The 18,899-nt window shown below is 70.7% G+C and carries 18 protein-coding genes; 3 read left to right on the top strand and 15 right to left on the bottom strand.

From position 1 onward, the window contains the following. Nucleotide 1: 1 nt before the first annotated feature. Genes HQN59_RS19745 through HQN59_RS19760 form a run of 4 tightly spaced genes read right to left on the bottom strand, consistent with a single transcriptional unit; the run spans nt 2 to nt 4,571 of the window. Nucleotides 2-2,035 (bottom strand): acetoacetate--CoA ligase, encoded by a 2,034-nt coding sequence (locus tag HQN59_RS19745; protein ID WP_425342747.1) that lies wholly within the window; start codon nt 2,033-2,035, stop codon nt 2-4. Between the two features lie 2 nt (nt 2,036-2,037). Continuing rightward, the gene (locus HQN59_RS19750) at nt 2,038-3,021 is read right to left on the bottom strand and encodes a tripartite tricarboxylate transporter substrate-binding protein (protein WP_176070843.1); all 984 of its coding nucleotides are present in this window, start codon (nt 3,019-3,021) and stop codon (nt 2,038-2,040) included. A gap of 57 nt (nt 3,022-3,078) precedes the next feature. Next, the gene (locus HQN59_RS19755; protein WP_176070844.1) at nt 3,079-3,711 is read right to left on the bottom strand and encodes an RraA family protein; all 633 of its coding nucleotides are present in this window, start codon (nt 3,709-3,711) and stop codon (nt 3,079-3,081) included. A gap of 47 nt (nt 3,712-3,758) precedes the next feature. Further along, nucleotides 3,759-4,571, bottom strand: coding sequence for an SDR family NAD(P)-dependent oxidoreductase (locus tag HQN59_RS19760; protein WP_176070845.1), 813 nt, complete (start codon nt 4,569-4,571; stop codon nt 3,759-3,761). Nucleotides 4,572-4,690: 119 nt separating this feature from the next. Here HQN59_RS19760 and HQN59_RS19765 point away from each other — a divergent pair, with 119 nt between their 5' ends. Further along, the gene (locus HQN59_RS19765) at nt 4,691-5,485 is read left to right on the top strand and encodes a cyclic nucleotide-binding domain-containing protein (RefSeq protein ID WP_176070846.1); all 795 of its coding nucleotides are present in this window, start codon (nt 4,691-4,693) and stop codon (nt 5,483-5,485) included. A gap of 131 nt (nt 5,486-5,616) precedes the next feature. Here HQN59_RS19765 and HQN59_RS19770 read toward each other — a convergent pair whose 3' ends face one another. The 6 genes from HQN59_RS19770 to HQN59_RS19795 form a co-directional block, all read right to left on the bottom strand. Next, nucleotides 5,617-6,606 carry a Bug family tripartite tricarboxylate transporter substrate binding protein gene (locus tag HQN59_RS19770; protein ID WP_176070847.1) on the bottom strand — a complete coding sequence of 330 codons (990 nt, stop codon included), beginning with the start codon at nt 6,604-6,606 and terminating at the stop codon, nt 5,617-5,619. A gap of 152 nt (nt 6,607-6,758) precedes the next feature. Next, complete coding sequence (locus tag HQN59_RS19775) at nt 6,759-7,556, bottom strand: hydroxypyruvate isomerase family protein (protein WP_176070848.1); 798 nt, start codon at nt 7,554-7,556, stop codon at nt 6,759-6,761. Further along, nucleotides 7,553-7,963, bottom strand: a complete 411-nt coding sequence (locus tag HQN59_RS19780) for a hypothetical protein (RefSeq protein ID WP_176070748.1) — start codon at nt 7,961-7,963, stop codon at nt 7,553-7,555. Before HQN59_RS19780 ends, HQN59_RS19775 begins: the two co-directional genes overlap by 4 nt. Before the next feature lie 134 nt (nt 7,964-8,097). Beyond that, nucleotides 8,098-9,072 (bottom strand): Bug family tripartite tricarboxylate transporter substrate binding protein, encoded by a 975-nt coding sequence (locus HQN59_RS19785; RefSeq protein WP_176070849.1) that lies wholly within the window; start codon nt 9,070-9,072, stop codon nt 8,098-8,100. 32 nt (nt 9,073-9,104) lie between these two features. Beyond that, nucleotides 9,105-10,385 (bottom strand): DUF1254 domain-containing protein, encoded by a 1,281-nt coding sequence (locus tag HQN59_RS19790; protein WP_176070850.1) that lies wholly within the window; start codon nt 10,383-10,385, stop codon nt 9,105-9,107. A 5-nt stretch (nt 10,386-10,390) separates the two neighbouring features. Beyond that, on the bottom strand, nt 10,391-11,611 hold the full coding sequence (locus HQN59_RS19795) for a CaiB/BaiF CoA transferase family protein (protein WP_176070851.1): 1,221 nt from the start codon (nt 11,609-11,611) through the stop codon (nt 10,391-10,393). A gap of 94 nt (nt 11,612-11,705) precedes the next feature. Between HQN59_RS19795 and HQN59_RS19800 the strand changes: the two genes are divergently transcribed. After that, entirely contained in the window at nt 11,706-12,668 is a 963-nt protein-coding gene (locus tag HQN59_RS19800) for a LysR family transcriptional regulator (protein WP_176070852.1), read from the top strand. A gap of 147 nt (nt 12,669-12,815) precedes the next feature. Here the strand turns inward: HQN59_RS19800 and HQN59_RS19805 are convergent, their stop codons facing one another. Genes HQN59_RS19805 through HQN59_RS19815 form a run of 3 tightly spaced genes read right to left on the bottom strand, consistent with a single transcriptional unit; the run spans nt 12,816 to nt 15,129 of the window. Then, nucleotides 12,816-13,496, bottom strand: coding sequence for a nitroreductase (locus HQN59_RS19805; RefSeq protein WP_176070853.1), 681 nt, complete (start codon nt 13,494-13,496; stop codon nt 12,816-12,818). Nucleotides 13,497-13,505: 9 nt separating this feature from the next. Further along, nucleotides 13,506-14,039, bottom strand: a complete 534-nt coding sequence (locus HQN59_RS19810) for a 4-hydroxylaminobenzoate lyase (protein WP_176070854.1) — start codon at nt 14,037-14,039, stop codon at nt 13,506-13,508. Nucleotides 14,040-14,061: 22 nt separating this feature from the next. Beyond that, entirely contained in the window at nt 14,062-15,129 is a 1,068-nt protein-coding gene (locus HQN59_RS19815; protein WP_246295042.1) for a tripartite tricarboxylate transporter substrate-binding protein, read from the bottom strand. 33 nt (nt 15,130-15,162) lie between these two features. On the opposite strand from HQN59_RS19815, the gene HQN59_RS19820 reads away from it, so the two are divergent. After that, nucleotides 15,163-16,185 (top strand): LysR family transcriptional regulator, encoded by a 1,023-nt coding sequence (locus HQN59_RS19820; protein WP_176070855.1) that lies wholly within the window; start codon nt 15,163-15,165, stop codon nt 16,183-16,185. A 237-nt stretch (nt 16,186-16,422) separates the two neighbouring features. On the opposite strand, the gene HQN59_RS19825 is transcribed toward HQN59_RS19820, so the two are convergent. Together HQN59_RS19825 and HQN59_RS19830 are read right to left on the bottom strand one after the other, a co-directional pair. Next, complete coding sequence (locus HQN59_RS19825) at nt 16,423-16,893, bottom strand: AAC(3)-I family aminoglycoside N-acetyltransferase (protein WP_176070856.1); 471 nt, start codon at nt 16,891-16,893, stop codon at nt 16,423-16,425. A gap of 133 nt (nt 16,894-17,026) precedes the next feature. Next, nucleotides 17,027-18,790, bottom strand: a complete 1,764-nt coding sequence (locus HQN59_RS19830) for a tannase/feruloyl esterase family alpha/beta hydrolase (protein WP_176070857.1) — start codon at nt 18,788-18,790, stop codon at nt 17,027-17,029. Nucleotides 18,791-18,899 lie beyond the last annotated feature (109 nt).

Consider the following 18,899-nt stretch of genomic DNA (forward strand, 5'->3'; position numbering starts at 1 on the left):
CTCAGCTCCTTGCAGCGGTGGCGGAAGGCCGCTCGCGCGCGGCGAACGCGACGAACCAGTCGAGCGCGTGCGCATTCGACACGGCGTCCTTCTGCACCGCCTTGTCGATGCTCATGCCGAGCAGCAACCGCTTCAGCGGCAGCTCGAGCTTCTTGCCGGTGAGGGTGCGCGGCAGCGCCGGCGCCTCGATGATCCGGTCCGGAACGTGCCGCGCCGAGAGCGCGCTGCGGATCGCCGCGCGCAGACGCTCGACCAGCGCAGCGTCGAGTTCGGCGTCCGGCTGCAGCACCACGAACAGCAGCAGTGCCGACTCGCGCCCGAGGTATTCGAGGTCGACCACCACGCTGTCGGCGATCGCAGGGTCGGCGTCGACCACGCGGTACAGCTCGGAGGTTCCCATCCGGATGCCGCCGCGGTTGATGGTTGCATCGGAGCGGCCGTAGATCACGCCGCCCGTCGCGTCGGGCCGCGGGACCAGGCGCAGCCAGTCGCCGTGGCGCCAGATGTTGCGGCCGTCCGCGTCCGAGAAGGTGCCGAAGTAGCTCTCGCGGTAGCGGCTGCCGTCCGCGTCGCCCCAGAAGAAGAGCGGCATCGACGGCAGCGGCCGGGTGCAGACGAGCTCGCCGACCTGGTCCAGCACCGCTTCTCCCTGCTCGTCGAATGACGCGACCGCCGCACCCAGAGCCCGGCATTGCATCTCTCCGGTGAAGACCGGCAGGGTCGGGGTTCCCGCGAGGAAGGCGCCGCACAGGTCGGTGCCGCCCGACACGGCGTTGAGCCAGACATCGGGCGCCACCGCGCGGTAGATCCACGCGTAGCCTTCCGGCGGCAGCGGCGATCCGGTCGAGCCGACCGTCCGCAGCGCACCGAGATCGGCAATCTTCGAGGGTTCGATGCCGGCCTTCATGCACGACGTATGGAACGCCGCGCCGGCTCCGAACACCGTGACGCCGCGCCGTGCCACGAGACGCCAGGCGAAGCTCCAGTCGGGCGCACCGGGGCCGGTGAGGCAACCGTCCTGCAGGCACACCGTCGAGCCGGTCAGCAGGCCCATGACCTGGACGTTCCAGACCATCCACGACGTACTGCCGAGCCACATCATGCGGTCGCCAGTGCCAAGGTCGGTGTGCAGCGCGGACAGCACCGTGCCCGAGAGCAGCATGCCGCCGTGGCCATGCACGATCGCCTTCGGCAACCCGGTGGTGCCCGACGAGAACAGGATCCACAGCGGGTGGTCGAAAGGGACCGGCGACAGCTCGAGGGCCGCGTCGCCGGCCACGGCCGTCGCCCAGTCGACGTGCGGCCGCTCGGTCGGCGCGCGTGCGGCCCCGTCCAGATGCGGCACCCAGATCACCGTATGGACGCGCGGCAGGCGCTCGAGCAGCTGCTCGACCGTCGCGCGCCGGTCGAACGGCTTGCCGGCGAAGCGGTAGCCGTCGCAGGCGATCAGCACCGCCGGCTCGATCTGGGCGAAGCGGTCTGCCGCGCCGAGCGGTCCGACGTCGGGTGCGCAGATCGACCACACCGCGCCGAGCGACGCCACCGCGATGAACGCGACCACCGCTTGGGGAATGTTCGGCAGATAGGCCGCGACGCGGTCGCCGGGGCGCACGCCGCGCTGGCGCAAGGTGGCCGCAAGCGCGCCGGCCTGGCGCTGCAGTTCGGCCCATGACACCTCGCCGCTGCCGGCGGCCTCGCTGTCGAAGGTCAGCGCGGTGCCGGTGCGGCCGTCGCCGAGCAGGTGCGCGGCGAAGTTGAGGGTCGCGCCGGGAAACCAGCGCGCGCCGGGCATCGCCTCGGGCGGAAGCGCGAGCACCACGTCGGTCGACCCCTCGAGCTTCAGCTCGAAGTGGTCGACCACGCTGCGCCAGAACGCCTCGGGTTGCGCGACCGACCACTGCCACAAGTCCTCGTAGCGCGCGAACTCGCGCCCGCGCTCCCGCGCCAGCCAGTGCCGGAACGCGGTGATGCGTGCGCGCTCGATGCGGTCGGGCGCCGGCGTCCAGATCGGCATCGGGTCGGCGCGTTCCTGCACCCTCATTCCTCCGCGACGAATCCGGACGACTTCACGATCGGGCCCCAGCGCTGGAGGTCGGCTTCGACCTGCTTCTCGAATTCGCGCTGTGCGGGGCCACTCGGCGGCAGCGAGAGCTTCGTCAGGCCGGCGACGACGTCTGGTTGCCGGATCGCGTTCTGGACCGCGCCGACCATCCGCGCCACCAGCTCGGGCGGCGTCTTCCTCGGCATGAAGAGGCCGAAGTACTCGTCGAGCTCGAGCGTCGGCAAGCCGGCCTCGGCGACGGTCGGCACGTTCGGCACCGTACGCTGGCGGCCGCTGGTCGCCAGGATGCGCAGCCGTCCGTCGGCAAGGTACGGGATGTGGCTTGCCGCGACGTCGACGGCGAACGGGATCTGTCCCCCGAGCAGGTCCTGCGTGAGCGGGGCACCGCCCTTGTACGCGATGTGGTTCAGGTCGACGCCGATGGCGCGCGAGTACATGAGGCCGAGGAAGTGCGGCGACGCTCCCGCGGCCGGCGAGCCGAACACCTGGCGGTCGGCGCCGCCCTTGACCCAGGCGGCGAAGTCGGCCAGCGTCTTCACGCTCGCCGGGACCGCCGGGCCCACCGTGAACGCGTAGTTGAACGTGCTCACCGAGGTGACCGGCACGAAGTCGCGCAGCGTGTCGTACGGCAGCTTCTTGTAGATGTGCGGGTAGATCGTCAGGATCGGCGCCGCCGACAGCAGCATCGTCATGCCGTCGGGCTCCGCGTTCTTCACGTACGTCGTGCCGATCCGCCCACCGGCTCCCGCGCGGTTGTCGACCAGCACGGTGCTCGCATAGGTCGTGCGCAGATGCGGCGCCAGCAGCCGGGCGATCGTGTCGCCGGCCCCTCCGGCGGGGAAACCCACCACGATGCGAAGCGTCTTGTCGATCGGCGCCGGCTGGGCCCGTGCGCCGGGCGCGACGGCGGGCAGGGCCAGGGTGCCGAGCACCGTGGCCAGGCATTCTCTGCGGTTCATCCTGTCTCCTTGTCGATGGTGGGCGGGAACGTGAGCGCCGAAGGCGGCCGGTGTCGGTCAGGAGTCCGGCTTCGACAGCGCCTGGTACCAGCGCAGCACGTCGTCGTAGGAGCCGCCGTTGCGCAGGCGCTCGTCGGCGCCGCGCTCCTTGGCGTGCTGCGCACGCGTCTTCTCGAGCACCTCGGCGGCTGCCCCCGCAGGGACGACGACCACGCCATCGATGTCGGCGACGACGATGTCGCCGGCAGCGACCGCGACGTCCCCCACCGAGACCACGCCGTTGTGCCAGCCCGGGTGGTTCGCGACGCCGCCGCGCACGCAGATGCCGGCCGCCCAGACCGGAAAGCCCAGTTCCCGGATCGTCGCGACGTCGCGCACGGCGCCGTTGGTGACCACGCCCGCGAGACCGCGGTACTTGGCGCGGATGGTCGCACTGCCGCCCCACACCGTGCTGCGGTCGGTGCCGCCGCCGTCGATCACCAGGACGTCGCCGGGTGCCGCCATCTCGACCGCGCGCATGAAGGCGAGCCCGTCGCTCGGCCAGCAGCGCACCGTGAAGGCGCGGCCGAGCAGCCGGTGGGCGTCGCCGACCGGACGGATGTGCGGCGCCATCTCGCCCGCCTTGCCGGCGGCCTCGTAGACGGTCGCGGCGGCGTATTCGGCGAAGTCGGCGGGCTGGACGGGATTCATGCGAAGGCTCCTGGAGGGGCGACTGGACCGGACGTCGGTCGGCGGTCTCAGGCCATGTAGAAGCCGCCGTTCGTGTCGAGGGCGACGCCGGTGACGAAAGCGGCGTCCGACGACGCAAGGAAGGCGATCGCGAGGGCCTGCTCGCGCGCGGTCGCCATGCGGCCGAGCGCGGTCATGGAGCGGACCGCCGCGACGCGGTCGCGGCGCCGGGAGGTCGCGGCGTCGCCGGCGACCCCGTCCGCGGGGCCGCCCAGGCTGCCGCGCAGCATCGGCGTGTCGACGCTGCCGGGACAGATCGCGTTGACGCGAATGCCGTGCATGCCGTAGTCGGATGCCAGATGGCGGGTCAGCCCGAGCAGGCCGGCCTTGCTGCTGGTGTACGCAGGCGTCGCGTTCAGGCTGTAGAGCCTTCCCGCCATGGACGACACGTTGACGATCGCGCCCCGGCCCGCCTGCCGCATGCCGGGCAGCAGCGCCCGGGCCATGAGGAACGGGCCGGTCAGGTTGACCGCGAGCACGCGCTGCCAGCGTTCGAGATCCACGCACTCGATGCCGGCCTCGGGAGCGATGTCGGGCAGGCCGGCGACGTTCACGAGGACAGTCGCGACGCCGAAGTGGCTGCGGGCGCTCTCGCGCGCACGTTCGGCAGTGCCCGGGTCGGCGACATCGCCGAGGCACGAGACCGCCCGCGTGCCGGCCTCCGCCACCAGCGCCTGCGTCTGCTCGGTATCGGCCACGTCGACCAGCACGAGGTCGGCGCCTTCGCTTGCGAGCAGCACCGCGGTCGCCTGGCCGATGCCGCTGGCGGCACCGGTCACGACGGCGACCTCTCCCTCGAATCGGCTCGTGCGTCGATGCATGGGGCGATGATCCGCGGCAGCGCGCACCGAGACTGTCGAAGCCGAGACAATCGGCCGCAGGGTTTTCCAGACCGGGCGGCCCCCGCCCGCTCGGGACAATCGAGCCCGGAGATTCCACGGTGCCGAGTTCCCCGCACGATCCAGGCCTCTCCCTTGGCGAACTGCTGGAGGGCTCCGGCTGGTTCCCGATCCTGGCGCCGGACAGCCGGCAGGCGGTGCGCAACGCGCTGCGCGAGTTCTCGGTGGCGACCGGCGAGGCCGTGTCTCACCAGGGCGAGGTTCCCCACGGCTGGTGCGGCGTGCTCGACGGGCTGATCAAGCTGGCGTCGGTCGACACCGAGGGGCGCGGCGTGACGTTCACGGGTCTCGCGCCGGGCGGGTGGTTCGGCGAGGCGACGCTGTTGCGCGAGGCGCCGTTCTCCGTGGATGCCGTCGCGCTGCGGGCGAGCCGCATCGTCATGCTGCCCGCCGACGTCTTCTTCCAGCTGCTGCAGGCCGACTTCGCGTTCAGCCGCTTCATCATGACGCTCCTGAGCGAGCGCCTGCACTGGTTCATGGGCCACTGCTACGCCAATCGCACCCACGATTCGCACGCGCGCGTGGCCCGCGCTCTCGTCGGGCTGTTCCAGCCCGCCGCCTGCATGTGCCGGCTGACCGAACTGCGAATCTCGCAGGAGGAGCTCGCCTACATCGCTGGCGTCTCGCGTCAGAGCTGCAACCGTGCCTTGAGGGAGCTGCGCGAGGCCAGGCTGCTGGCCGTCGACTACGGGATCATGCGTTTGCTCGACGCCGGTCGGCTGCGGCGGCTGGTGGAATCGCCGGCGCCCGGCGCGCATCGGCAGCGCGCAGGCACCCGCCACAGCGCGCACGCGGGTTCTGCCGAGCACGCCGCACGCGGCCAGCGCCGCGCGTGACCGCCCGGCGTCGAGGCCCCGAACCGCGCCGTGCCAGCGAGGTCCGCGCCGCCCGTCGCGTTCGAACCAACGGCCATCGGCTCATCGCCACGCCGACACGAACCGCGGTCGCCCCTCGCCGAGGCGTCGCCTCACTCGGCCTTGAAGCCGACCGCCTTGACGATCGGTCCCCAGCGCGCGGTGTCGCGCTGCTGCAGGGCGGCCAGCTCGGCGGCGCTCGAGGAGCGCGCTTCGAGTCCCATCACGGCGAGGCCGTCGACGACCTCGCGCTTGGCCAGGGCGACGCGCACCGCGGCGTTCATGCGCTGCACGACCTCGGGCGTCGCGCCGCCCGGCAGGTAGAGCGCGAACCACTCGTCGGTGACGATGTCCTTCAGGCCCTGCTCGTCGTACGTCGGCACCTGCGGCGCGAAGCGGCTCCGCTTCGCGCCCGAGACGCCGAGCAGACGGGCCTTGCCGTTGCTGCCGGTATGCGGCAGCAGGTCGCCGATCGGCCCCGAGACGGCCGCGATCTGGCCGCCGCTCAGCTCGAGCATCGCTGGCTGGGTGCCGCGATACGGCACGTGACGCAGGTTCGCGCCGCCGGCGCGGCTGAGCATCTCGCCGGTGAAGTGCGGCGTCGAGCCGGCCGCCGGCGACCCGAAGCTCGCGTGCTCCGGGTGCGCCTTGGCCCACGCGAGGAACTCGGGGACCGTCGTCACCGTCGTCGGCACCAGCGGGCCGACGGCGAGCCCGAACTCGAACACGCACGCCAGCGAGACCGGCGTCAGGTCCTTGACCGGGTCGTACTGCAGCTTGTTGTAGATGAACGGATAGGTGGTCAGCATCGAAGCCGGGGTCTGCAGCAGCGTCGTGCCGTCGGCCGGTACGGTCTTCATGGACTGGATCGCGATCTGGCCGCCGGCCCCGGTCTTGTTCTCGACCAGCGCGGTCTTCGCGTACGTGCCCCGCAGGGCGTCGGCGAGGCGACGGCACACCGTGTCGGAGGTGCCGCCGGCCGCGAAGCCGGTGACGATCTTCAGGACGTCGACGCTCTGCGCTTCGGCGGCTCGCCCCGCGAACAGGGCGGGCAGCGCGAGGGCCGCGGCGCTGCGTTGCACGAACTGGCGACGGTTGGACATGGGAGTCTCCTGGTGAGTGGTGTGGAACTCGGGACGGGCCGCCTTGCAGCTCGTTCGACCGTGCGGCTCGCTCATGCGATGGCGGCGGCGCCTGCCGCGTGAGCCATGACGCCACGCGTCCGCCGTCGCGCGCGGTCGGTCTCGTCGGGCGGTCATGCCGTCGCGGATCGTGAGGCGATGAGCTGGCGCAGCGGTTCGCGCCAGCCGAGGCTCGCGGCCGTGCCGCCGCCCGGGTTGTACTCGAAACCGACCCACGAGCGGTAGGGCCACGCGAGCAATGCCTCGAACGCCTGACGCACGGCGGGTTTCGAGAGGTCCGGCGCCGAGCGCGCGGGCGCATCGGCGACCTGCACGTGACGGATCCAGGGCCGCGCGGCCTCGAGCTCGCGCGTCAGGTCGAGGCCTTCGCGCGCAACGTGGTAGAGGTCGAACTGCAGGCGCACATCGTCACCGCCCAGCTGTCGCAGCACGTCCACGGCCTCGGACGGCTGGTGGTAGGCGTACCCCGGCACGTCGTGCCGGTTCAGCGCCTCCAGCGTGAGCACCACCCCGGCCGCGCGCGCCAACGGCGCGGCCCAGCGCAGATTGTCGACGAGCACCGCCAGGCGCCGGGTCGGGTCGGCATCGGCAGGGGGCCGGCCAGCCATGGTGTGGAGCGTCGGGCAGCCGGTCGCAACGGCGATGTCGAGCGCGCGCTGCAGGCCGTCGCGGAACGCGGCGCGCTGGTCGGGAACCGCGGCGAGCCCGGGCTCGCCGGCAGCCCCGAGCGGCGTGTTGATCAGCACCAGCGGCAGCGCCGCGTCGGAAAGGGCCCTGCGCAGCGCGGCCGGGTCGAGGTCGTAGGGGAACAGGATCTCGACCCCATCGAAGCCGTCGCGTGCGGCGGCACCGATGCGTTCGAGCATCGGCAGTTCCCGATAGAGGAGCGAGATGTTGGCTGCGAGCTTCAAGCGATCGCCGCCGTCAGGGCCTCGGGACTTCGCCACGCGCCGATCTTCTCGACGCCTGGGGCGAGCTTGCCGCGCCGACGCGGCCCGACCGCCGCGCGTGCCTTCGACGTCCAGGCGCCGCGGCGCACCGCCACGCGCCCTGCGGAGTTCGCCTGCAGCGACTGCCCAGCTGCAGCCCGCTGCGCGTCGCTGGGTTGCAAGCGGCGGGCGGCTACGGCCGGCATGCACGCCTCCTGGTTCTCGAACACGCGCGCCGGCCCCGCGAACTGCAGCGACCGGTCGAAATCGGCCTCGTCGTACCCGGTCCCGCGCAGAAAGGCGCAATGCGGCGCGCGCGTGGTGCCCTCGGTGACAACGCCCGAACGATGCTTGTGAAGCGAAGGTCTTTGTGCGCTGCCGCCCCGCATCGGAGGCTCCTTTCGAGAAGGGCCCCGAGCCTAGCCGATCTCACGGTCCCGAACTCGCCGCTCGCGCGCAGGGAACGCCCGGTGTAGTGCCAGCGTCGGGCGGGGCCGCCGCGTGGGCTCGGATGACGCCGGCGCTACTCGGCCTGGATGTTCGCCGCCTTGATGATCTGCGACCACTTCTTCGCTTCGGCGTCGATGAAGGCGCGGAACTCGGCGGCCGAGCCGCCGCGCAGCTGCAAGCCGGCGGCCTCGGCCTTCTGGCGCACGCCCGGGTCGCGGATCGCGGCGTTGACTTCCGCGTTCAGCCGGTCGACGACCGCGCCGGGAGTGCCCGCCGGGACCATGAGGCCGTACCAGCCGTAGCCGACGACGCTGGGCAGGCCCGACTCGACGAAGGTCGGCGTGTCGGGGTTGAGCGGCGAACGCTTCTCGTTGGCCACCGCGAGCACGCGCAACTTGCCGCTCTTCACGAACGGCACCGCGGTCGAGATGGCGGTCAGCGTCGCGTCGATGCGGCCGGCCAGCAGTTCGGTGTAGGCCGGGGCATCGCCCTTGAACTGGACCACCAGGCCCTTGGCGCCGGCCGCGCGCATGAACAGTTCGGCGGTGAGGTGCGGCGCCGACCCCGCGCCCGGCGAGCCGAACGTGAAGCCGTTCGGGTTGGCCTTGCCCCATTGCACGAACTCGGCGAGCGTCTTGTAAGGGGCGTCGGCGTTCACCACCAGGAAGAGCGGTGCAATGGCCGTGCTGATGACGGGCTCGAAGTTCTTGCGCACGTCATACGGCAGGTTCGGATAGAGCGCCTCGCCGATCGCGATCGGCGCGGCCGCATGCAGCACCGTGTAGCCGTCGGGCGGCGCCTTGGCGACATAGTCGTTCGCGATGCGCGTGCCCGCGCCGGCCTTGTTCTCGACGATGACGGACTGTCCGAGCCGCGGCGCGAGGAACTCGGCCAACACGCGGGTCAGGATGTCGCTAGACCCGCCCGCGTTGTACGGCGAGATCAAACGGATCGGCCGGGCCGGCCACGACTGCGCGGCCACCGGCACGGACAGTGGCGCAAGCGCCAGGGCGGCGGCAGCGATCAGGTGGCGACGGGTGAGATTCATGGCTGTCTCCAGTGGTTCTGTTCGGGTGCGCCTCACGCGCGGCGCAGGGCGGGGTAGGCGTAGCGGAACTCGAGGTGATCGGCTTGCGGCTGGTAGAGGCGCAGCACGACGTAGAACGGCTCGTCGGGCGGCGCCGGCAGCCAGTTCGAGCCGGGGCCGGGGTCGCGCGCCTGCAGCCGGATCGCCAGGCTGCCGTCGGGCTCGGCCCGCAGGCCAGGCGTGCGGTCGCCGATGGAATAGCGGGCGAGCGGATTCGCGACGAACAGGCAGTCGCTGCGCCGGTACATCGTGAGCGACCAGAAGGCGCCCACGCGCGGCCCGCCGCCGGGCGGGAAACGCAACTCGTACGCGTGCGAGCCGTGCAGCGGCTGCCCGTCTGCATCGACCTCGGCCGTCGGGTACATCGCCTCGTCGATGCCGAGAGCGCCGATGAAGTTGCGCGCGACGCGGGCCCGCGTGAGCACGTCGTCGCCCCAGTGGGTGCGCACCTCGACCGCAAGGGTCCAGCCATTGCCGAGATCGCGCCCGTGCGCCTGCTCGCTCTCGCGCAGCTGCTCGAACACGCGCGGCAGCTCGGAGGCGAGCACATCGTCGTCGACCGGCCAGTGCAAGCGCTCGCCGCCCTGGACCGGGTTGCGGGCGAGGGCCGCATCGACGATCGTGCGGTACAGCGCAGGCTCCGGCGCAGACGCGGAGCGCCCGTCGAGCAGCGTGTCCACTCTCATCGCGGCGTCGCTGCCGTCGAGCCGGCGCGCTGCGATCTGCGCCTGCAGCGCACGGACCTCGTCGACGTCGCCGGGCGACTCGTCGACCAGGATGCGGCCGATGATCCACACGTCGTCACCGGGCGACGCAATCACCTGCGACACGTCGGGCGGGACGTCGCCGTGCCAGTCGGGCCCGTGGACCAGCGTTCGCTGTGGGCGGTTGCCGGTGGTTCTGCGGCCCACGTAAGCGAACGGATTCGTCCAGGCGTCGAGCAGGCCGAGCGTCCAGTAGCGCTCGCCCATGTCGGGGGTGTCGATCACGACCGGCCCCGCGGAAAGGTCGAGCCAGGCGTTGCTGTACACGGTGTCGTTGTTGGGGCTCACCACCTCGCGGTCGTCGGGGCCGAGTCTGCGGTGCGTGTGGGTGAACTGGTTCACCCAGCGCATCCGCGACCCGGGGTCGGCCGCCGCGAAGCCGAGCGTGCGGTGGCGCCGTGCCGTCGTCGCGGCGCGCATGCGCATCATCTCGAACAGGGGCAGCGTCTGCACGATGGCGCCTGCGGCCATGTCGCGCGGCGTGTCGGTCGAGGTAGTCGGATCGGTCATGGTGTTCAGGCGATCACGCCGCGTTGCCGCAGCGCGGCGATTTCTTCATCGGAATAGCCGGCTTCGGCGAGCACGGCCGCGCCATCGGCGCCGCAGGCCGGCGCCGCCGCGGGAGCCGGCCGCGGCGCATCGCCCATGCGATAAGGCAGGCCCAGGGCACGGTAGTGCGCGCCGTCGGGCCCCTGCGCGTCGACCACGATCCCGCTGGCGATGACGTCGGGGCTCGCCAGCACGTCGCGGTAGCGCCGCACCGCGCCGACCACGATCTGGTTCCTGCCGAGCAGGGTCACACACTGCTCGCTGGTGTACTTCGACAAGCATTCGCCGAGTACCTCGCGCAATTCGGCGCGGTGGGCCACCCGCTGCTGGTTGCTGCTGAAGCGCGGGTCGTCGATCAGCTCCTCGCGCCCGACCACGCGGCAGAAGCGTTGCCAGTGATCCTCGGCGTAGGCCGACAGCACGATGTGGCCGTCGCTCGTCGGCACCACTTCCGCCGCCGGTGCGTTGTGCGGCTGCCCCGCGCCGATGCGCGTCGGCTCGGGACCGCCGCCCAGGTACTCGCAGAACGTGGCGGCCTGCAGGTTGAGCGCGGTCTCCAGCAGCGAGACCTCGAGCGTTTCGCCGACGCCGCTGCGCTCGCGCCCGTAGAGCGCGGCAAGCACCGCCTGCGCGCCGAGCTGTGCGGCGGCCGCGTCCACGACGGGTACGCCGACCTTCTGGGGCAGCCGGTCGGGCTCGCCGGTGACCGTCATCAGCCCGCTCTCGGCCTGCGCGGCGATGTCGTAGCCCGGCCGATCGCGCGACGGGCCGGCGCTCCCGAACCCCGAGATCGAGAGATAGATCACCCGCGGGTGGCGGGCTCGCACGTCGGCCGGTCCGAGGCCGAGCTTCTCGACGACGCCGGGGCGCAGGTTCTGGATCACGACGTCGCTGCGTGCGATCAGTCGCCACGCGATCTCGCGTCCGGCCTGGCTCTTGAGGTCGAGCGCGATCGAGCGCTTGCCACGGTTGTAGGCCCTGATCATCGACTCGCCATAGCGGCCGATGTGGCGCGCCTGGTCGCCGCCGAGCGACTCGACCTTGATCACGCTGGCCCCCAGGTCGGCGAGCGCCATGGCGGCGCCCGGACCGGCGATGTATTGCCCGAAGTCGAGCACGCTCACACCGGCCAGCGGGGCTGCGGGTGCGGGAGCGGCGGCGCCCGGATGAGACGGAAGGACTGCCATGGCGCGCACGATAGGCATCGGCGACATTCCTGAACAGTCGATAATCCTGATGGCGTGATCACGCTGGGCGATCACGACCTGTGGCCTGCCGAGCATGGACCGAAGCCCCGACTACCTCGTGCGCCGGCTGCGCCTGCGTCACCTCGAGCTGCTGGTGGCGCTGGCCGACGCCGGCACCATGCGGGCCGCCGCGGCCCGCCTGCACCTGAGCCAGCCCGCGCTCAGCAAGATGCTCGGCGAGCTCGAGGTCGGCTTCGGCGCGCGCCTTTTCGAGCGCAGCCCGCAAGGGCTGGCCATCAATGCGTTCGGGCTCGCGGCGGTGTACCGGGCGCGCGTCATCCTTGGCGAGCTGGCGCGCGGCAAGGAGGAGGTCGACGCGCTCCGCAGCGGTGCCGCCGGCGTGCTGCGCCTGGGCACCCTGTCGGTGACCGCGACGGTTCCCTTCGCGGTCGCGAGGTTGCGCCAGCAGGTGCCGGGCGCGCAGGTGCACATCCACGAGGGCCGTGTGCGCGACCTGATCCAGCGGTTGCTCGATGGCGAACTCGACTGCGTGTTCGGTGCCATCACGCCCGAGCTGCTGACGAGCGAGTTGCTGCGCCTGCTGCGCACCGAGGTGATGCTCGAAGACGAGCTGTGCGTGCTGTGCAGCGCCAGCCACCCGATCCTGAAAAGTCGCCGCCTGCGCTGGGCCGATCTGCACGCACTGCCATGGGTGGTGCCGCCCAAGGACACGCTCGTCCGCCAGGGGTTCATGACCGCCTTCCTCAACGAGGGGCTCGAGCCGCCCGAACCCGCCGTCGAGGTGCTCTCGTCGGTGACCGTCGGCAGCCTGCTGCGTACCGACGGCAACCTGCTCGGCGCGACACGCCTCGAGCACGCTCGCGACGAACTGGCGCGCGCCGCGGTGAGTCGCGTGCGGGTGTCCCCGGTCATTCCGCTGCCGTCGCTGGGCCTCTACACGCGACACGGCCCCGAGACGCCCGCACCGCTCACGCAGGCATTCGCCCAGGCGATCCGCTGGTGCGGCCGCCAGCAAGCGCGATCTGCGAAGGCGTGACATGCACGCAGCGCCGACGTGACGTGCGCGGCGCGTCGAGGACGACGATCGACCCCATGCCCACGTCGGGGCGAGGCTTCTGGGCGCGGCCGGGTCGTCCCTCCCGGCGACCGGCGCGATCGTCGAAGGAGGCGCCTCGAGGACCGGCTACGCGAAGCCAACGAACCGGGCGAAGTCGTTCACGCGCTCGCGAGGCATCTGCAGCTGGTTGACCGCGGCTGCCGCATCGCCGTAGCCCATCGACATCCCGCACGCGGTGACTTCGTGCTCCGGCATGTCGAGGTGCTGGGCGATCAATGCGTGGAACCGGGCGAACGAGACCTGCGGGCAGGTGGCGATGCCCCGCGCCTGGGCTGCGATCATGACGCTCTGGACGAACAGCCCGAGGTCGAGCCAGCTATGAGGGCGCAGGCGGCCATCGATGCCGAAGATGAGGCCGACCGGCGCACCGAAGAACGCGAAGTTCCGCTGGGTCTGGCGTGCCCGCCCCTGGACGTCGGATCGTTCGATGCCGAGGCAGTCGTAGTAGCGCGCGCCGAAATCACCTTGCCTCGTCGCGAACGATGGCGGGAGCGGGTCGGGAAAGTGCTCGGACGGCGGGAGGGTGTCTTCCCGGAAAGCCTCGACGAGCGCCTCTCCCAGCGCCTTCATCGGGGCTCCCGTCAAGACGTAAACCCTCCAAGGCTGCGTGTTCGAGTTGCTCGGCGCTGTCGAGGCGACCTCGAGAATCTCGCGCACGGTGTCGGCCGAAAGTGGATCGGGACGGAACGCCCGGGTCGTCCTGCGGGACCGCAGCACTGCATCCACGCAACTCGCGGTGTCTTGCATGGTCGGTCCTCAGGCGCTCGGCGGCGCGTGATAAGCGATGCGACCGGCGGGCAGGAAGAACAGTGCGATCACCGGCCCGCCCTTGGCCTCGGGATAGTGATGACTTCCCGGGGCGGGCGCGGTCCAGCCGCCGTAGCACCAGCCGTTCGGGCCGCCGAGCGCGGCGCCGGGCCGCAACGCCACCACCATGTTGAACTCCCCGTATGGATGGGCGTGATACTGCCCCCGATAGCTGTCCTCGGGGTTGCCCTGCCGGCTGTCGGTGCTGTCCATGTACACCGCCGTGATGCTGAAGTGGTGGGTTCGTTCGGAAGGCTCGGCAATGCGGCTCCTGCGGTAAGCCGGTCCGTCGAGTTCCACCGTCGCGGCCCAGCCATCGCGCACGCCTTTGCGCACCAGGTCGGCCAGCGTCTCGTACAGCTCGCTCCCGGGGCCGTAGCGCTCGTTGAGCCAGCGTTCCGCCTCCGGACCTGCCGTCATGTCCTTCACTTCGTCGAGCAACGGGATGCTGTGCTGAATCAGCGCTTCACGATCGTCGTTCATGTGATCTCCCTGAATATGACCGTCATTCCTCGGAGCGGAAGCCGGACGCCTGGACGATGGGTTTCCAGGCATCGCGCTCGCGCTGGATGAGCCGTGCGTACTCCTGGGGAGGCAACGTGTACGGCGCGAAGCCGATCTGTTCGAAGCCCGCCAGCAGCGCCTCGTCCTTGCTTGCAACGAGCACGGTGTCGTAGATGGACTTGACGACCGCATCCGGCGTTCCGGGTGGCGCGAACACGCCGTAGGTCTCGACGCCGCGGATTCCGGCGAAGCCCTGCTCGGCGAACGTCGGCACATCGGGCATGAAGCGCGAGCGCCCGCTGCCGGTCACGCCGAGGATGCGCAGCTTGCCTTGCTTGAGATACGGAACGAAGTCGGCGACGAAGCCGAAGTACGCGGGAATCTGGCCTCCGAGCAGATCCTGCATCGCAGGCGCCGAGCCGCGATAGGGAACGTGCTGGAGCTTGAGTCCGGCAGCCTCCGAGAACTGGTATCCCAGAAAGTGCGCCATCGACCCGGCTGCGGGCGATGCGAACGAGGTGTTCCCCGCCGCTTGTTTCACCCACGCGGCGTAGTCCTTGAGACTGCGCACCGAGGCAGGTACGGCCGCACTCACGGCAAACGCACAGTCGACGGCGGCGATGGGCGAGATGGGCACGAAATCGGCCGCGGCGTCGTACATGAGCTTCGAATACACATGCGGATAGATGGTCAGAGCCGACGTGTGCGTACACAGAAGGGTGCTGCCGTCGGCGCGTTCACGCTTGAGCTGACTGCTGGCCATCCGGCCGGCCGCGCCGGGCCGGTTGTCCACGATGTACGAACGCCCCTGCTTGCGCCATGCGTCGGCCAGCCTGCGCGCGGTCGCGTCGAGCGTGCCGCCGGCGGGGTAGCCGACCAGAACCCGCGAAGGGCCGCTGGCGCCCTGCGCCGCGGCGAGCGACATCGATCCGGCAGAAGGAATAGCAAGAGCAAGGCGCGTGAACGCGCGGCGAGTCAGTGGGTCCATGGGCGCCTCGTGTGCAATGGAAGGTCGGGGCATCATCGAGGGCGCGCCAGTTGAATGGAACTGATGCGTTTGCAAGAGCAAAATGCATCGCGTTCATCAGCGTGGGAGCTCGAGATGAGCATCGGCCGCACCGACCTCAACCTGCTGAAGGTCTTCGACGCCGTCTACGAGGACCGCAATCTCGTGACGGCGGGGCGCCGCCTGAACCTCACGCAGTCGGCGGTCAGTCACGCGCTCGCCCGCTTGCGCGAGCTCGTACGTGACCCGCTTTTCGTTCGCACCGGCAAGGGCATGGTGCCGACGGGTCGGGCCACCGCGATGGCACCCGAGCTGCGCGACGCCCTGCGCCGCATCGAGTCGACGCTCGGCATCGAGCCGTTCGCGCCCGAGCGCTCCTCTCGTCGCTTCGTCATCGCCGCGAACGACCATGTGACGGTGGTCATCGTCGCACCGCTCGCGCGCCGGCTGCAGGCCGAAGCGCCGGGCGTCGACCTCGTCATTCGGCCGTCGACGCGGCTCGACCTCGCCGAGCAGATGGACGTCGGCCGAATCGATCTGGCCATCGGCATCTTCTCGCAGGTGCCGCCGCGCCTGAGCTCGCGCACCCTCGTCACGCAGGGGGAAGCGATCGTGATGCGCCAGGGTCATCCCGCTGCCGACCGGACGTGCACGCTCGCGGACCTGGTCAAGTACCCGCTGGTGACGATCTCGGTCGGCGGTCAGGAAGAGGGAGCCGTCGATGGGTTCATCCTGGAACGCGGCTTGGCGCGTCAATCGGAAATGTTCGACCGCCATGCGCTGGATGAGGCGATCGGTACCGGCAACCGGCGCCCTCGCGTGCGCATCACGGTGCCGCATTCGCTGGCGATACCTGCGCTGCTGAGCGACAGCGACATGCTGGCCATCGTCCCGATGTCGCTTGCGCACGCCCTGACGCGCACGAGAGAGCTCGTGATGCGCGCGAGTCCCTATCCGGCGCCGATGGCTGTGACCCAAGCCGTGTGGCATCGGCGCAATGACCAGGACACGGGACACCAGTGGTTGCGGGACAGGATCGCCGAGGCAGCCGATGGCGCTCAGCAGAGTGCGAGCGTGCGAGCGGCGCGGCCCAGGGTCGGTCGCAGGCGCACGCCGTAGAACATCGACGAACCCGCGCCCTTTTCACCCCTGCGGCGGGTCGTCGAGTTCCGCGAGGTCGCTCCTGAATCGGATTCCCTCGAACAGACGCCCGCGGGACGCGAATCGCGACGCGAGGCTGGCGTCACGCCAGACCCTGCGTGCGAGATTGCCGAAGAGGTGCTCGTCGAGGGGACGTCGCGCGCGGCGGGTTGTGTTCGGTAGCGGCGTGGCGCGAGGCCGAATGGCTGGTCTGTCTCAGCGTTCCCGCTCCGGGAGCGCGATGTCGAAGTGCATCACGTCCTCCCGCACGCCGAGCTTGCCGTAGAGCGCGACCGCGGGATCGTCGCCGTAATCCGCCTGCACGAAGATGACATGGAAGCCCCGCTCGACCGCGAGCGCCTTGAGCGCCTCGATCATTGCGGTCGCGAGACCGCGCCGTCGATGTCTCGCGGCGACGGCAAGGTCGTAGATGTAGAACTCGCTGCGCGCCTGCTCGAACTTGGGCAGCACGTAGCCGGCGAGCCCGCCCACGCACACGGCATCGTCGAACGCCGCGACGGCGACGAAGTGCTCGCTCGAAAGCAGCCGGCCGAGATAGGCATCGTCCGGCTGCCGGGCGCAGTAGGTCTCGCGATCGTCGAACGCCTCTCCGAACAGCGTGAGCATGGCGCGCAGCGCCGCGGTGTGGCCATGGCCGAGCACCCGAACGCGGGCGGCCGGGATCATGGGGTGCGCACCGCCTCGATGTCGCGCACGCCGGCTTCAGCTTCGGGCGCAGCGCGACTCCGTGCGCTTGCCGGTCGCGTGTTCTGCACGCTTCTCGGGCAGGGGCGTCGGCAGCGTGCGTCGGTTCGTCGGCTTACAGCAAGACGCAGGTGAAGCTCGATGCCGAGTTGACGTCGCCGCTGCCGTTGTAGCGCGGCCACGCCGGGTACTCGCACAGCGGTCGGGTCCGTCCCGGCACGGCGGCCGTGTCGGCGACGACCTGGGGCGGCGGAGCAACCTGCTTCTCGACCCAGTTCTCGAGCGTCGTGAGCGAGTCCCACGCGGCGTTGAACTGGGTGCTGACCGCGTGGTTGTAGCCGGGGATCTCGTAGTAGCGCATGAAGTCGGCGACCGCAGCGCTGCCCATCGTCTGCCGCACCCGGCTCATCAGCTGCTGCGACTCGCGGTTGGGCACCAGGCCGTCGTGGATCCCGTGCGCGATCAGGATCTTCCCGCCCTTGGCGCGCAGACCCGAGAAGTCGGTGCGGTTCGCATCCTGGATCGCGCCGAGGTCGATGATGCGCTGCTGCCACGCGCCCGGGTTGAGCGGGTCGAGCGCCAGGGGGTTCGCGTTGGGATCGCGCGTCACGAAGTACTTGACCCACTGATCCCAGAACGTGCTGCCGTACGGTGGCGTGTTCGCCGCGTCGACGGCAGGCGGCATCGGGTTGGCAGGCTGCTGCACGCCGAAGGTGAGCGTCAGCACCGTCGGCTGCAGCGCGCTCTGGGTCGCATTCATGCCGGTGGTCGGAATGCCGAGGTCGGTGCCCCACACGGTGTAACCCGGAGACACGTTCTCGCCGCTGGCGAGTCGGTACGGCAGCAGCGTCGACTGGCCGAACAGCTTCAGCGCGTCGATCATCTGCGGCGTCAGGCAGTTGCTGTTGTTCTGCCCGGCGGGGCAGACGATCGGCGCGCCGTTCAGCGTCGCGGTGCTCGGATCGAAGCGTGCCTCGCAGGCGCTCTGGTTCGAGATCAGCCCGTCCATCACATTGTCGAGACCGTCGCAGGCCTGCACGGCGGCATCGAACACCACCTTGCGCTGCGCGCGGCTCGGGTACGCATTGGGCTGAGCCAGTGCGCGCGTCACACGCCCGAGGTGCAGGTTGAGCGCAGTCGCGTTCCAAGCCGGGTAGAGCACGATCGCGCCGTCGAAATCCTGCGGCCAGGTGCCGACCGCGATCAGCGCCTCGCGGCCGCCGGTGGAGCCGCCTGCGAAATAGGTGCGCTGGGGCTTCGTGCCATAGCGTGCCGCGATCAGCGCGCCGGCGACGTCGCGCGTCTTCTTGAGCGCCTCCCCGCCGAAGTTGCGCAGCGCCTCGTCGTTCGCGCCGAAGCTGCCATCGCGACTGCCCGCCGGGCCGGCCTGGTGGCCGGAGTCGCTGCCGAACGTCGCATAGCCGCGCCCGAGCGGCGTCGGCTTGTCGGTCGGGCCTGCCGGGACGTTGCCGGCGCCGGTCGCGATGGTGCCGTTGTAGCCGCCCCCGCCGAACATCATCGCCTTGTTGTTCCAGGTCGTCGGCAGGTTGACCTGGAAGCGGATCTTCGGGGCGGTGGCCGAGACCGGGTTGATCTCGCCGAGCACGCGGCAGTACTCGCCGACCGCCGTCGCGCCCGTTCCGGCGGCAGCGACGACTTGCGTGCTCGTGACCACGGCGCCCGTCGTGGCCAGGCCGATCGCCGACGCCGGCACGGTCATGCCGTTGAGCTCCGCACAGGTCTTCGGCTGCACCTGAGGCGGATCGTCGTCGTCATCGCCGCCGCCTCCGCCTCCGCAGGCGGCCAGCAGCAGACACAGCCCCGCGGCCGCGACGGCGATGCGCGGGCGCTTGCCTGGATTCGGACGACGTCCAAGCATTGCGAACTCCTGGTGGTGGGTTGCAGTCGAGAGAGCACCTCCACTGGAGAGTAGAAGACTTCGCGCACGCTGAGAAGCACGGGTATCTGCTAACGCCGTCGAATGGCGG

It is taken from the genome of Rhizobacter koreensis, from assembly GCF_013366375.1.
Lineage (GTDB): Bacteria > Pseudomonadota > Gammaproteobacteria > Burkholderiales > Burkholderiaceae_C > Schlegelella_A > Schlegelella_A koreensis.

What these genes read in the sequence shown, in the direction of transcription:
- HQN59_RS19795 (WP_176070851.1), bottom strand. Translation starts at nt 11,611, where the DNA reads ATGGCAGTCCTTCCGTCTCATCCGGGCGCCGCCGCTCCCGCACCCGCA.
- HQN59_RS19785 (WP_176070849.1), bottom strand. Translation starts at nt 9,072, where the DNA reads ATGAATCTCACCCGTCGCCACCTGATCGCTGCCGCCGCCCTGGCGCTT.
- HQN59_RS19810 (WP_176070854.1), bottom strand. Translation starts at nt 14,039, where the DNA reads ATGAACGACGATCGTGAAGCGCTGATTCAGCACAGCATCCCGTTGCTC.
- HQN59_RS19825 (WP_176070856.1), bottom strand. Translation starts at nt 16,893, where the DNA reads ATGATCCCGGCCGCCCGCGTTCGGGTGCTCGGCCATGGCCACACCGCG.
- HQN59_RS19760 (WP_176070845.1), bottom strand. Translation starts at nt 4,571, where the DNA reads ATGCATCGACGCACGAGCCGATTCGAGGGAGAGGTCGCCGTCGTGACC.
- HQN59_RS19770 (WP_176070847.1), bottom strand. Translation starts at nt 6,606, where the DNA reads ATGTCCAACCGTCGCCAGTTCGTGCAACGCAGCGCCGCGGCCCTCGCG.
- HQN59_RS19755 (WP_176070844.1), bottom strand. Translation starts at nt 3,711, where the DNA reads ATGAATCCCGTCCAGCCCGCCGACTTCGCCGAATACGCCGCCGCGACC.
- HQN59_RS19830 (WP_176070857.1), bottom strand. Translation starts at nt 18,790, where the DNA reads ATGCTTGGACGTCGTCCGAATCCAGGCAAGCGCCCGCGCATCGCCGTC.
- HQN59_RS19800 (WP_176070852.1), top strand. Translation starts at nt 11,706, where the DNA reads ATGGACCGAAGCCCCGACTACCTCGTGCGCCGGCTGCGCCTGCGTCAC.
- HQN59_RS19820 (WP_176070855.1), top strand. Translation starts at nt 15,163, where the DNA reads ATGAGCATCGGCCGCACCGACCTCAACCTGCTGAAGGTCTTCGACGCC.
- HQN59_RS19750 (WP_176070843.1), bottom strand. Translation starts at nt 3,021, where the DNA reads ATGAACCGCAGAGAATGCCTGGCCACGGTGCTCGGCACCCTGGCCCTG.
- HQN59_RS19790 (WP_176070850.1), bottom strand. Translation starts at nt 10,385, where the DNA reads ATGACCGATCCGACTACCTCGACCGACACGCCGCGCGACATGGCCGCA.
- HQN59_RS19805 (WP_176070853.1), bottom strand. Translation starts at nt 13,496, where the DNA reads ATGCAAGACACCGCGAGTTGCGTGGATGCAGTGCTGCGGTCCCGCAGG.
- HQN59_RS19780 (WP_176070748.1), bottom strand. Translation starts at nt 7,963, where the DNA reads ATGCGGGGCGGCAGCGCACAAAGACCTTCGCTTCACAAGCATCGTTCG.